Annotated in this window: 3 protein-coding genes; all 3 read left to right on the plus strand. The window is 59.5% G+C overall.

The window, feature by feature from the left end; translation table 11 throughout:
• Positions 1–418: 418 nt before the first annotated feature.
• From RBT76_09810 to RBT76_09820, 3 genes are read left to right on the plus strand one after another with little or no spacing between them, the layout of a single operon-like run.
• Positions 419–2,869: a cohesin domain-containing protein gene (locus RBT76_09810; protein ID MDX9858076.1), complete on the plus strand. Its 2,451-nt coding sequence runs from the start codon at positions 419–421 to the stop codon at positions 2,867–2,869.
• Between the two features lie 56 nt (positions 2,870–2,925).
• Positions 2,926–5,799 carry a T9SS type A sorting domain-containing protein gene (locus RBT76_09815; protein ID MDX9858077.1) on the plus strand — a complete coding sequence of 958 codons (2,874 nt, stop codon included), beginning with the start codon at positions 2,926–2,928 and terminating at the stop codon, positions 5,797–5,799.
• Between the two features lie 21 nt (positions 5,800–5,820).
• A complete protein-coding gene (locus RBT76_09820) occupies positions 5,821–15,549 on the plus strand; it encodes an Ig-like domain-containing protein (protein ID MDX9858078.1) in 9,729 nt (3,242 codons plus the stop codon).
• Positions 15,550–15,633: the final 84 nt, after the last annotated feature.

Here is a 15,633-nt window from a genome sequence, read left to right on the forward strand (position 1 = left end):
GACGCGAGTCCAATGATCACCGCAAACTGGCATTCTGGACCTACAAGGCCGGTATCGGGAGTAATTCTATCGTATTTTGGGGGCACTTTGAAAGACGTAACTACTATGCAAGCGCATGCACTTTTGCACGAGCTTGTAAGCGTTTTTTGTGTACAAAGCCTCACCTCATTGTACCCCGTACTCACTGCAGCATCAGGAGACTTCACGCCGCCATACCGCTATTGCTGAATCGAGCCTGGGGATAGGCTCGTAAGTCACAGATATACCTATCCTTATAAGGATCTTAAGGAAGGCCAGACAGTACTGAGGGCGGGTCGAGCGATTGACCGATGGACGGTCTTTGGCGGCTCGGCATAATTCGGGTTCCGGTCCGATTCTTGCTCAATGCAGGCTCGGACGAAACTCGACAGGAGAACGTATGTTTGCGAGTTTGGGGCGCTCTGGGGTAGTATTACTGATCGTGCTGTTGTTTGCAGCAGGATTTGGTGTCGCCGCGGACGATCCGTATGGTGAGCCCGATCTTGTCTACATCGACGCAGTCGAGGGCCGGGCCGGCGACCAAATCGCCGTCCGGATCAACGTCCGCAATGATGAGACCATCGGCTCCATCTCGGTCCCGCTGACCTATGACACCAGCCTGCTCACCCTGACTTCGATCAGTTTTACCGGCTCCCGGGCTGAACACCTTGAGACGAAGCTGATCGCGCCGGAAAAAACCGGCGATATCAAGGGGCACTTCGTCGTGGCCGTCGTCCGCTTCACCGAGCCGCCTATCGAGGCCGGTGACGGGCTGTTTTTTACGGCGATTTTTACGATCGATCCCGAAGCCGAACCCGGCTTACAGACGGTGATCGATACGTTGTTTTATCCTCCCGGCGGCGAGCTGATCATCAGCGAAAACTCCGTCGGGACGCAGATCCGCCCGGACTTCACGCCGGGCGCCATCACCATCAAATCCGCCAACCAGGCGCCGTCGTTTGTCGGGCTGGAAGACCAGTACGTGTTCGAGGGCCAGCAACTGGTACTGGATATCGCGATCAGCGACCCGAATCTCGATAACATCACGCTGGCGGCGACCTCCAAGCCGACCGGCGCCACGTTTGTCGACAACGGTGACGGCACCGGCCGCTTTGCCTGGACCCCCGGATTTGTGGGACCGTATTCGTCCGACGGGTCCCCGTTTGCGGTGGTGTTTTGGGCCGGCGACGGCGAGTTCGCCGTCGAGCAGTCGATCGACCTGAGCGTCGTCAACGTCAACCGCCGCCCCGAGATTTCGGCGCCGTCCGAAGTCATCGTAGCCGCCGGCGAAATCGTCTCGTTTGACGTCGCCGCGACCGACGCCGATTTTGAGACCGTCACCTGGCACGTCCAGTCATCACAGCCGGGTTACCTGTTCACTCCCGGCAATCCCGGTACGTATACCTGGCAGTCACCCATCACGGAGACATCGGAGTACATCGTCCGTTTTATCGTCGAAGACCCGCATACAGCCGCTGACACCGCGTCGGTCACCGTCCGTGTCCGCCCCGCGACCCTCTATTCTTTGGTAATCGACACGGCCTCAGCCTCACTCGGCGATGATGTCACGATAGATGTCCTGCTCGAAAATCTTGTCGGAGTCTCCGGTTTCGACCTGCTCGTCGGGTACGATCTGACCGCCAGCAGCATAGTCGGCGTGACCAGCAATGGAACGAGGTCGGAAGGTTTTGATTATTTCACGGTCACGCATAACGACCATTCCATCCCCGGCAGTATCCGCATAGTGGGAATCTCGGATAACGCGCCGCCGATCGGCACGTTGCTGACCGCCGGCAGCGGCCCGATCGCCCGCATAACCTTCGAGGTCACCAATGACCTCGCCTACTCGGGCTATCAGGTGCCGGTGCAGTTCAAATATCTGGGCGGCACCGCCGGGAGCAGTGACAACACTCTGAGCGACACCCTCGGCGCCCGCATTGACACTACTCAGGTGTACCGCCAGAATGGCGCGATATACATCAAATCGATTGGAACGGTCCGGGTCGGCGATATCAATCTCAACGGGATCCAGTATGAAATCGGCGACGTCATTCTGTTTACGAATCACTTCATCAATCCGGCCGTGTACCCGTTTAGCGTGATCCAGTACGCCAATTCCGATATCAACGGCGACAACATAGTGGCGTCGATCGCCGATCTGGTCGCCCTCATCAATATTGTAGTCGGCGGCGAAGCGGCGCCGAGACTGCTCGATGGTCCGGTCCCGACCGCCCTTATGGGTTCCTCGCAGACTGAATTCAGCCGTCGCGAAATCTGGTATGAGTCCGAACTGGACATCGCCGCCGCGTTGGTGACCTTTGAGACGACGCCCGGTTTTGATGTCGCGCGGATTGAAGCGATCGATCATAGGATGACGATCGCCGCTCACCAGTCCGGAACCACCGTTCGCGCCTTGTTTTACTCGCTGGACGGCGCCATCCTGCGGTCGGGGCACCACGGGCTCTTTGCAGTCGAAAATGCAGAAAGTATTACACTGGTTGCAGCCGAGATGGGTACGGTCGACGGCCGGGTAGCGGCGCTCTCCCTGGCGCCTCCCGAAGCCGAAGTGCCCGATGAGTTTGTGCTGCATCAGAATTATCCGAACCCGTTTAACCCCGAGACGCAAATCGGCTTCGATCTGCCCGTTTCGGGGTCGGTTCGCTTGTCGGTATACAATGTGCTGGGACAACAGGTGAAAGTACTGGTCGACGGCGATCTGGTGGCGGGCAGCCACCAGGTAACCTGGAACGGAACGGACCAGTCAGGCCGGACAGTCTCGTCGGGAATCTATCTTTACCGACTGGAAACCGCCACGGCAGCTTTATCGCGCAAGATGATGCTCCTGAAATAGATGACCGGGCATATCCCGTGAATGTTTGTGTTGATGCATAGATGGTAGAGGTAGCAATGAAGCGATTCAGAATCCTTCTTTTAGTTCTGCCGGCAGTGATGCTGCTGTGGTCCGGGGCCGAGGCCCAGATCCAGCCGCCGCCGCCGCCGCCCGAAATAATCTCCTGTGATGATTTCACCACCTTCCCGACTGAGAGGGTGTCCATTCCGCTTCTGCGAGCTCGTCCGGGCGATACGGCGCTGATACCGATTCGGCTTGAGAATACCCAAATCCTCAGCGGCTTCTCGATGCTTTTCGCGTACGAGGAACAATGGCTCAACCCGGTCTACGTGCCGGAAACCACGATCGTCGGACCCGATATCTTTATCGATGACTCTACGTATGTCGATGTCCGAATTCTCGGCGACACGGCCGGTATTCCCGACAGTATTCTCGCCGACATTCAGGACGGCGCGACCATCAACCCGGCGACGCCTATCACGGGCCGTTTTCCGATCGACCGATGGACCCGCACCGGGACCGCACCGTTTTATGTGTACACGCCTCAGTACAAACTGTCCGCTTCCCGGTACCGGTCGTACAATACGCGTTTCGTCGATTCGGTCAGCGTCATGTCGCTGCTCTTCTCGGACTTCCAGCCGCCGCTCGATACCATCGTGCCCGGCAACAGCGTAGTACTGTACGTCAAGATGCAGGTCGACCCGTCCGCGAACCATCTCGATACCCTGTACTTCGACTGGTACAAGGAAAACAACTACTACATAGACTCCAGTGACTTCCCGACCGAGGTCGTGTATCTCGACGGTTGCTTCCAGACAGAGCTGGCAGCCTTTTTCTATACCGGAGACACGATTTTCGATACGACCTTTGACGGCGAAGGCAACGTCATCGATATCGATACCGTCCCGCAAGCCTACTCCACGCCGCGCTTCCCGGTGGCCACCCGCGGCGCCCTGATCGTCGATACGGAATACGTTCCGGGCTCGGATCCGGTGATCAACAGCTTCACTGCGCTGCCCTCGAGTGTCGGACCCGGCCAGAGCGTAACGCTCACCTGGACGACATCGAACGCGGACTCGGTCAGAATCAGCCGCGGCAGCACCCTGCTGGGCAGATTTGACGCCTCCGGTTCTACCACCAACCTCCCGCCGCAGGTCGATGGCGCCTACGTCTATAACCTCACCGCCTACGGCGCCGGCGGATTGACTGCCTCACAGAACCAGACGGTTACATACAGCAGCGGAGGAGGCGGAACAGGAAGCGCACCAAATATCACGTTTAACCCGCCGGGCGGCGTCTACACGGTCGAACAGGGCCAGGCGCTCTCCTTTACGGCAACCGCGACCGACCCCGACGGCAAGCAGGTCACGCTGACCGCCAGCAACCTGCCCAATAACGCCAGCTTCGCACCCAACCCCGCCACCGGTCTTCCGACCGCAGCGGGCTCGTTCAGTTGGGTACCGGATTTCAACCAGTCCGGCGTGTTCTCGGTGACGTTTACGGCGGTCGACGGTGACTCGCAGCAACGGGTAGTATCGGTCACGATCAACGTTACCGAGCTTCAATTCGATCGCCTGTTCTCGACTTCTGCTGAAGACCTCGCCCCCGTCGGCGGGCTGCGCGGCACCGGTGGAGTTTACTTCCCGATTAACCTCGTCACGCAGCAACCGAACGTGTACGGCGTGCAGTACGATATGAGCTACCCGCCGTCGCAAATCAAGATTGACTCGTTCGTCCCCAGCGGACGCATACCCGACTGGGTCATCTATGACAACGTCGGCACGACCCCCGGCCAGGTCCGCGTCGTTACCTTCGGTCTGGCCAACGAGCCGGTTGTGTCCGACACCACGACGGCGATTCTCTGGACCGTCATGACTATCGACTCCAGCAACTCGCCCTGGGTAGAGATTCCCATCACCCTCAGCAACGGCCGCGAATCGGTCAACCCCGACCCAAACTTCGGGTCGCTCGAACTGGTGACGGAATCGGGGCTTGTCGAAGTCGACTCGCTCGGTGACATCAACCTCGATCAGCGGATCGACGTCGCCGACGCCGTGAGCTGTGTGGGTAATATTATCGGTGACTTCACGTTCACCCCGCGTCAGTACGCTACCGGCAATATCATTATCGATGCCTCCATAAACGTCTTCGACCTCGTGGGTATCATCAACTCGATCTACGGCATCCCCGTCGACATCTCGCCGGCGCCGATCAACACCGATCAGCCTGCCGTGATCGCACTCGAGCTTGATCCGCTGATGGCCGGATCGTCCGGGCTGATCAGCGTCGCATCGGAATTGCCCGACTTAGTCGCCGGCGTACAGCTCGAACTGGCGTATGACCCTGCGGCCGTGTCGCTTGGTATCCCGATGCTGACCGACGATGACGCCAATTTCGTGATCCGCTATAAAGATCACGGTCAGCGCATGACCGTCCTGCTGTACCACATGGCGCCGTTCAAGGAGACCGAGCTGCTTCAGGCCGGCGCTGCCGAACTGGTGCGTATACCGGTCATCGCCAAGCAGAATATCGAACCGGGGGACAAGACCAAGATTCGCATGAACAAGGCGCTTCTGGCCAATCCTAACGCCGCGTCCATCCCGGTCAGCGGCATGGGTCCGGAACTGCCGTTTGATTTCTCCCTGGCGCAGAATTACCCCAACCCCTTCAATCCGACCACAACCATCAGCTTTACGGTCGGCACCGGTACCGCCGGAGGGGTGGGACCACGGAAGGTCAGCCTGGAGATCTTCAACGTCCTCGGACAAAGAGTCTCCATGCTGGTTAATGATAAACTCACTCCCGGCACGTACAACGTGGTCTGGGACGCCACGACCGACTCCGGTCAGCGAGTAGCGACCGGTATCTACCTGTACCGCTTACGGGTCGATGACGAGTCCGCGGCGAAAAAGATGCTGTTCCTGAAATAGAGGCGTGAGGAGGATCTATAAATGTTGCACATGAGACAGGTAGTTGCTCTTCTCTTCGTACTGGCGATAGTCGCCGTCGGCGCCTCCGCGCAGACCGTTGCGCCGGTACTCGACCCGATTGGGGCACAGTCGGTCGACGAAGGGCAGACCTTGAACCTCGTCATCACCGCGTCGGATGCGGACCTGACCATCCCGACCCTGACGACATCGTTGCCGCTGCCGCCAAACGCGACTTTCCTGGATAACGGCGACGGCACCGCCGATTTCTCCTTTACGCCCGACTTCACGCAGGCGGGAACGATCAATATCACATTCTACGCTAACGACATCGTGACCGCCGATATCGACTCCGAACAGGTCGTCATTACAGTTGACAACATCAATCAAGCCCCGGTGCTTGCTGCAATCGGCCCGCAGTCAGTCAACGAAGGTGCGACCCTTGCCTTCACGGTGAACGCCAGTGACCCCGATGGCACCATCCCGGCCCTGAGCGCCACACCGCTTCCGACAAATGCCACCTTTACAGACAATGGTGACGGTTCTGGTTCGTTCAGCTTTACGCCGGACTTCACCCAGGCTGGCACGTTTAACATCACGTTTTCGGCCAGTGATGGTACGGCTACCGACGATGAGGTAGTCGTTGTCACGGTTAACAACATCAATCAAGCCCCGGTGCTCTCAGCTATCGGTCCGCAGTCGGTCAACGAAGGCGCTACCCTTGCCTTCACGGTGAACGCCAGTGACCCGGATGGTACGATCCCGGCCCTGAGCGCTACACCACTGCCGACCAACGCGACCTTTACAGATAATGGTGACGGTTCTGGTTCGTTCAGCTTTACGCCGGACTTCACCCAGGCTGGAACGTTTAACATTACATTCTCAGCCACCGACGGTACGGCCACCGACGATGAGGTAGTCGTTGTCACGGTTAACAACATCAATCAAGCCCCGGTGCTCTCAGCTATCGGTCCGCAGTCGGTCAACGAAGGCGCAACCCTTGCCTTTACGGTGAACGCCAGTGACCCCGATGGCACCATCCCGGCCCTGAGCGCCACACCACTGCCGACCAACGCCACGTTCACAGATAATGGTGACGGTTCTGGATCGTTCAGCTTTACGCCGGACTTCACCCAGGCCGGCACGTTTAACATTACATTCTCAGCCACCGACGGTACGGCTACCGATGATGAGGTAGTCGTTGTCACGGTTGACAACATCAATCGGGCTCCGGTGCTCTCAGCAATCGGTCCGCAGTCGGTCAACGAAGGCGCGACCCTTGCCTTCACGGTGAACGCCAGTGACCCGGATGGTACGATCCCGGCCCTGAGCGCTACACCACTGCCGACCAACGCGACCTTTACAGATAATGGTGACGGTACCGGATCGTTCAGCTTCACGCCGGACTTCACCCAGGCCGGCACGTTTAACATTACATTCTCAGCCACCGACGGTACGGCTACCGATGATGAGGTAGTCGTTGTCACGGTTGACAACATCAATCAGGCTCCGGTGCTCTCAGCAATCGGCCCGCAGTCGGTCAACGAAGGCGCTACCCTTGCCTTCACGGTGAATGCCAGTGACCCCGATGGTACAATCCCGGCCCTGAGCGCTACACCACTGCCGACCAACGCGACCTTTACGGACAATGGTGACGGTTCTGGATCGTTCAGCTTCACGCCGGACTTTACCCAGGCCGGAACGTTCAACATTACGTTTTCAGCCACCGACGGTACGGCTACCGACGATGAGGTAGTCGTTGTCACGGTTGACAACGTCAATCAGGCCCCGGTCCTTGCTCCGATCGGCCCGCGCTCGGTTGCCGAGGGTGCCACTCTCGCTTTCACCGTGACTGCGACTGACCCCGACGGGACTATCCCCGTCTTGAACGCCTCGCCGCTGCCGACAAATGCGACATTCACAGATAACGGCAATGGCACCGGCTCCTTCTCTTTCACACCCGACCTGACTCAGGAAGGCACTTACAATATCACGTTCTCGGCAAGTGACGGCGCCCTGAGCGATGACGAGCTCGTGGTCGTGACGGTTACCGGTACGAACCAGGCCCCGGTGCTTGCTGCAATCGGTCCGCAGTCAGTCAACGAAGGTGCGACCCTTGCCTTCACGGTGAACGCCAGTGACCCCGATGGCACCATTCCGGCCCTGAGCGCCACACCACTGCCGACAAATGCCACCTTTACAGATAATGGTGACGGTTCTGGATCGTTCAGCTTTACGCCGGACTTCACCCAGGCTGGAACGTTTAACATTACCTTCTCGGCCAGTGATGGTACGGCTACCGATGATGAGGTAGTCGTTGTCACGGTTAACAACATCAATCAGGCTCCGGTGCTCTCAGCAATCGGCCCTCGATCGATCAACGAAGGTGCCACTCTTGCTTTCACGGTGAACGCCAGTGATCCCGATGGTACGATTCCGGCCCTAAGCGCCACACCACTGCCGACAAATGCCACCTTTACAGATAATGGTGACGGTTCTGGATCGTTCAGCTTTACGCCGGACTTCACCCAGGCCGGAACGTTTAACATTACCTTCTCGGCCAGTGATGGTACGGCTACTGATGATGAGGTAGTCGTTGTCACGGTTAACAACGTCAATCAGGCCCCGGTCCTTGCTCCGATCGGCCCGCGCTCGGTTGCCGAGGGTGCCACCCTCGCTTTCACCGTGACTGCGACTGACCCCGACGGAACTATTCCCGTCCTGAACGCCTCGCCGCTGCCGACAAATGCGACATTCACAGACAACGGTGATGGCACCGGCGACTTCAGCTTTACGCCGGACTTCAGTCAGACGGGCGCTTACAACATAACTTTCAGTGCTGGCGATGGTGCTCTGACGGACGATGAGCTGGTCGTTGTCACCGTTACTAACACGAATCTGGCGCCGGTACTCGACCCGATCGGCCCCCGGTCGGTCAACGAAGGCGCGACCCTTGCCTTCACGGTGAACGCCAGTGATCCCGATGGTACGATTCCGGCCCTAAGCGCCACACCGCTGCCGACCAACGCGACCTTTACGGACAACGGAAATGGCACCGGCTCGTTCAGCTTCACCCCGGACTTCACGCAGGCCGGAACGTTTAACATTACCTTCTCGGCCAGTGATGGTACGGCTACTGATGATGAGGTAGTCGTTGTTACAGTAAACAATGTCAACCGTGCGCCTGTTCTGGACCCGATCGGCCCGCGGTCGGCGGCCGAGGGTGCGACCCTTGCCTTTACGGTAACGGCCAGTGACCCCGATGGTACAATCCCGGCCCTGAGCGCCACACCGCTGCCGACCAACGCGACCTTCACGGACAACGGCAATGGCACCGGCTCGTTCAGCTTCACCCCGGACTTCACGCAGGCCGGGACATTTAATATCACGTTCGCGGCCGGGGACGGAGCGCTCACCGACAACGAACTTGTGGTTGTCACGGTGACAAATACGAATCAGGCGCCCGCTCTTGCCGCGATTGGTCCGCGTTCGGTGGATGAAGGCGACCCGCTGCAGTTTACGGTTTCGGCGTCGGATGCCGACGGAACAATACCGTCGCTCAGCGCCTCGCCGCTGCCGACCAACGCCACCTTCGTGGACAACCTGAACGGCACGGGCACGTTTACGTTTAATCCGGACTTCACGCAGGCCGGCACGTTTAATATCACCTTTACGGCGAACGATGGTTCGTTGACCGATGACGAACTGGTGGTCGTCACCGTCAATCAGGTGAACCTGCCTCCGGTGCTCGCCTCCATAGGGCCGCGCTCGACTACTGAAGGTGTTACCCTTGCCTTTACGGTAACCGCCTCAGACCCGGACGCCAATCTGCAGGCTATTACAGCCGCGCCGCTCCCGCCCAACGCAAGCTTTACCTACAATGGTGACGGTACGGGCAGTTTCAGTTTCACGCCTGATTTCAGTCAGGCCGGTATCTATAACGTCACCTTTACGGCCCGTGACGACTCATCGGTAACCGATGCTGAAATCGTAACCATCACGGTGAACGACGCCGGGAACCAGGCGCCGGTGTTGTCGGCGATCGGTCCGCAGTCGGTTGACGAGGGTCAGGTGCTGACGTTTGGCATCAGCGCTACCGATCCCGACGGGACGATCCAGTCGCTGACGGCGACGAACGTGCCGGTGAACGGGACGTTTACGGATAACGGCGACGGGACGGGGACGTTTACGTTCACGCCGGACTTCACGCAGCAGGGCGTGTACAACGTGATCTTCACGGCGACGGACAACCTGTTTGGGACGGATGCGGAGCAGGTGACGATCACGGTGAACCAGATCAATCTGGCTCCGGTGCTAGCTCCGATCGGTCCTCAGACGGTTGCGGAGGGCTCGACGTTGAATCTGTCGATCACGGCGTCCGATCCTGACGGTAATCTGGAGTCGATCACGGCGACGGGATTGCCGTTGAATGCGACGTTTGTAGATAATGGGAACGGGACGGCGACGTTCAACTTCATTCCGGACTTCACGCAGTCGGGTACGTACAACATCACCTTCACGGTGACGGACGACTCGCTGTTGACGGATGAAGAGCTGGTAGTGGTGACGGTGACTGACGCCGGCAACCAGCCGCCCGTTCTGGCCGCGATCGGTCCTCGTTCGGTGGACGAAGGTCAGGTGCTGACGTTTGGTGTCAGCGCCACCGACGTGGATGGGACGATCCAGTCTCTGACGGCGGCGAACGTGCCGGCGAATGGGACGTTTACGGATAATGGAGACGGGACGGGGACGTTTACGTTCACCCCGGACTTCACGCAGCAGGGCGTGTACAACGTGACCTTTACGGCGACGGACAACGGTCTGGCGACCGATAATGAAGTGGTCGCCATAACGGTCAACCAGGTGAACCTCGCGCCGGTGCTGGCGGCAATCGGCCCGCAGTCGGTGGCGGAGGGCTCGACGTTGAATCTGTCGGTAACGGCGTCCGATCCGGACGGCAATCTGCAGTCGCTGACGGCGTCGCCGCTGCCGGCGAACGCGACCTTTACGGATAACGGCGATGGCACCGGCTCGTTCAGCTTCACCCCGGACTTCACGCAATCGGGTACATACAACATCACGTTTACGGCGACGGATGACTCGTTGCTGACGGATGATGAGCTGGTGGTGGTGACGGTGACGGACGGTGGCAACCAGCCGCCGGTGGTGACGCCGATCGCTCCTCAGTCGGTGAACGAAGGGCAGACGCTGGCCTTTACGGTGACGGCGACGGATATCGATGGGACGATCCAGTCGCTGACGGCGGCGAACGTACCGGCGAACGCGACCTTTGTGGACAACGGAAACGGTACGGGTTCGTTCAGCTTTACGCCGGACTTCACGCAGCAGGGCGTATACGACGTGACCTTTACGGCGACCGACGACGGTCTGGCGACGGGAAGTACGGTTGCTGCGATCACGGTCAACCAGGTGAACCTGGCTCCGGTTCTGGATCCGATCGGACCACGTTCGGGCACGGAGAACGCGACTCTTGCGTTCACGGTGACGGCTTCCGATCCGGATGGAACGTTCCCGTCGATAACGGCGGCGCCGCTTCCGGCCAATGCCACGTTGACGGATAATGGTGATGGGACGGCGTCCTTCAGCTTCACGCCGGACTTCACGCAATCGGGCGTGTACAACATCACGTTTACGGCGAGTGACGGCCTGCTGAGCGACAACGAGGCAGTCACGATCACCATCACGGAGGCGGGGAACCAGGCGCCGGTGTTGTCGGCGATCGGTCCGCAGTCGGTTGACGAGGGTCAGGTGCTGACGTTTGGCATCAGCGCTACCGATCCCGACGGGACGATCCAGTCGCTGACGGCGACGAACGTGCCGGTGAACGGGACGTTTACGGATAACGGCGACGGGACGGGGACGTTTACGTTCACGCCGGACTTCACGCAGCAGGGCGTGTACAACGTGATCTTCACGGCGACGGACAACCTGTTTGGGACGGATGCGGAGCAGGTGACGATCACGGTGAACCAGATCAATCTGGCTCCGGTGCTAGCTCCGATCGGTCCTCAGACGGTTGCGGAGGGCTCGACGTTGAATCTGTCGATCACGGCGTCCGATCCTGACGGTAATCTGGAGTCGATCACGGCGACGGGATTGCCGTTGAATGCGACGTTTGTAGATAATGGGAACGGGACGGCGACGTTCAACTTCATTCCGGACTTCATGCAGTCGGGTACGTACAACATCACCTTTACGGTGACGGACGACTCGCTGTTGACGGATGAAGAGCTGGTGGTGGTGACGGTGACTGACGCCGGCAACCAGCCGCCGGTTCTGGCCGCGATCAACGATACGACCATTATCGAAGGCCAGACCCTGGCCGTCGTAATCAGTGCCATAGATCCGGACGGCGAGATACCGACACTCTCGGCATACGAGCTGGGCGGTACCATCCTCCCGGCCAACGCCTCCTTCACCGATAACGGTACCGGCTCGGGTGACTTCACCTTCACGCCGGACCTCACGCAGAGCGGCACGTACAGCATCGTCTTCAAGGCGCTCGATGCCTCGCTTGCGGTCGATTCGCAGGTCGTCACCATCACGGTCAATGAGACCAATCAGGCTCCCGTACTGGCGACCATTCCGGATGCGAACGTAACCGAGGGTACCAACCTGACCTTTGCCGTCTCGGCCAGCGATGCCGACGGCACTACGCCGGTGTTGTCTGCGACCAGCGTACCGCTGAACGCGACCTTCACCGACAACCTTAACGGTACCGGCACCTTTGTCTTTGATCCGGACTTCACGCAGGCCGGATCATACACGGTGCGCTTCCTGGCGAGTGATGGTATCGATATAGACTCACAGGACGTCGTGATCACCGTCAACGATGCCGGTAACCAGATTCCGGTCCTGACGGCTTTCAACGACACGACGATTGTCGAGGGTCAGACGCTGGCGGTGACCATCACCGCATTCGACGCCGACGGTACCTTCCCGACATTGACGGCTGAGAATCTGCCGGAGAATGCGACGTTCGCCGACAATCTGGACGGCACGGCGTCGTTCAGCTTCACGCCGAACTTCGTTCAGTCCGGGGTGTACACGGTGACGTTTATCGCATCGGACGGCATTGCAGCCGACTCTCAGATTGTCACGATCACCGTCAACGAAGCCGGAAACCGCCCGCCGGTCTTCACCGCCCAGCCCGATACGTCGGTCTTCGAGGGAACCTCGCTGGTGCTCACCTTCACCGCGACCGATCCCGACGGCACCATACCGGCGCTTTCGATCAATACGGCGATCAACTCCACGCAGTATAGCTTCGTGGACAACAACAACGGCACGGCGACCTTCACCTATACACCGGACTTCTTCCAGGCCGGCGCAGACTCAGTGTTTGTGATTGCCAGCGACGGTGGCACACCGCCGCAGACGGGAGTGCTCGGGTTCCGCCTGACCACGGTCGATATCAACCAGCCGCCCTCTATCGTCACCGGCGGGCCGTACGGGGTAGTGGTTGACGACACCCTGTTTGTCACGGTGACGGCCTCCGACTCCACCAGTCCGGCCGCGAATCCTCGCGTGCTGCTCTCCGGAGTCAGCCTGCCGGCTAATGCGACCTTCGTGGACAACGGCGACAATACCGGTACTTTCCGGTTCATTCCGACCGCCGCCGACCTCGGGCAGCGGACATTCAGTATCCTCGGGGTTGATCAGGGCTCGCCGGCCCTCTCGAACACCGCCACGATCGTTGTCAACGTCGTCGAAGTCAACGACCCGCCGGTCTTCGAACCGGTCGGACCGCAGATTATCACCGAAGGTGAAACGCTGTCGCTGTTGATCAGCGCCACGGATCCGGACGGCGCCACGCCGCCTACCATCTTCGCCCGCACGCTTCCGGATAACGCGACCCTCGTGGATCTCGGCACAGGTACAGCCGCTTTCGAATTCAATCCGGACTACACACAGGCCGGCGACGGTCCCTCGGCATTGTACTATGTGCAGTTCAGCGCGAGTGACGGATTCGATGTGACGCGTATGACGGTGCTGATCCAGGTGATCGAGGCCGGCGACCAGTTGCCGGTGTTCGACTCCATCCCGGCTCCGTTCGTCACCGAGGGCGCCGCGCTGAGCTTCAGCTTCACGGCCTTCGATCCCGATGGCGGTCCGGTTACTCTGAGTACGGTCTCCGGCACCCTGCCCACCGGCGCTTCCTTCGCCGATAACGGCGACGGATCTGCGACCATCAGCTGGACGCCGAACTTCGTGGCTGCCGGAATCTATGATGTTGGCGTCATCGCGACCGACCAGGTTGGATCGGCCGATACCGTCACCATCACGATCGAGGTTCTCGAGGCAGGCAACCAGTTGCCCGTGCTCAACCCGATCCCGGACTACGTTGTGGCGGAAAATTCGCAGTTGCAGTTCCAGATATCGTCTACCGACCCCGATCAGACCCCGCCGACCGTGGCGACCGGTCCGCTGCCGACCGGCGCGACCTTTGTCCCCAGCGGCACCATTCTGGGTAACGGGACATTCACCTGGACACCGACCTTCGCGGATTCGGGCCTTCATGAGGTCATATTCTACGCGATCGACGCTATCGACCCGCTGCTGTATGACTCTCAAGTCGTGACCATTACCGTGACCAACGTGAACCAGGCGCCTCGTTTCATTCTGCCCTTCCCGACCGCTCAGACCGTTAACGAGGGACAGACTCTTACCGTCACGGTGTTCACCACCGATCCCGACGGAAACATCCCATCCCTCCGGGCTGACCTGAGTGGCACCGCCGATACGCTGGCCACCAACATGACATTTACCGACAACGGCGACGGCACCGGTACCCTCGTGTTTACCCCCGATTACACGCAGGGCAACAACTTCGGTTCGTTCTCGTTGTACAACGTCGATTACTATGTCATCGACGCCATCGACCCTGCGGTGGAGGTTGTCTATCCGTCCGTTCAGTACCGGGTCAACAACGTCAACCAGCCGCCGGATCTGGGCTTCCCGGATGGAGCCGGTCCCTTCACCATCTCCGAAGGCGACTCGCTCAATTTCCGCGTCAGCGCTGTCGATCCGGACGGTGGTGGCAACTTTGCGACCATCTCAGTCTCTGATTTGCCGGACAGCAACGCTGTGTACAACGCCTCCTTCTCCAACCTCGGAACGTTCATCTTCACGCCGGACTTCACCCAGGCCGGCACCTACGGGGTGTTGTTCCGGGCGACCGATGTCGGTGGCGCTATTGACACGCAGCGGGTGACAATAAACGTCCTTGAGGCCGGCAATCAGGCCCCGACGTTTACGACAGCCCTGTCCATCCAGATTGTGATACCCGCCAACACGCTGTACCAGTTGCCGGTGGCGGCATATGATCCAGATCTGGACCCGCTGACAACCACCTGTACGCCGATCGATCCGATCCTCCCCGGAGCGACATTCGCTCCGACCACGACCGGCGGAACATTCATCTGGCAGCCTGACCTGACGGATGTTGGCACATCGACTCCGCTCACCTTTATCACCAGTGACCCGAGCGGACTGGCCGATACGCTGACCACGAGTCTGGTGGTGGTCAATGCCCTGCGGGGTGACATCGATCTGGATAGTCGCTACACCATGAACGACTTAGCCGTGCTGGTCAGCTTCCTCTTCCGGAGCGGACCGGCTCCGCTGCTTATGGATGTGGCCGATGTTAACGATGACACAGGTGTCAACCTGACCGACATCTTCTACCTCATCAACTTCATGTACAACAACGGCCCGCAGCCTCCACAATAAGCACTTCGGCAGGCTCTTAATACTCCGAAAAGCCGCCCCTCCACGGGGCGGCTTTTTCCCTGTCGGCCCCGCAGCCATACGGCG

It is taken from the genome of Candidatus Zixiibacteriota bacterium (assembly GCA_034003725.1).
GTDB lineage: Bacteria > Zixibacteria > MSB-5A5 > GN15 > FEB-12 > WJMS01.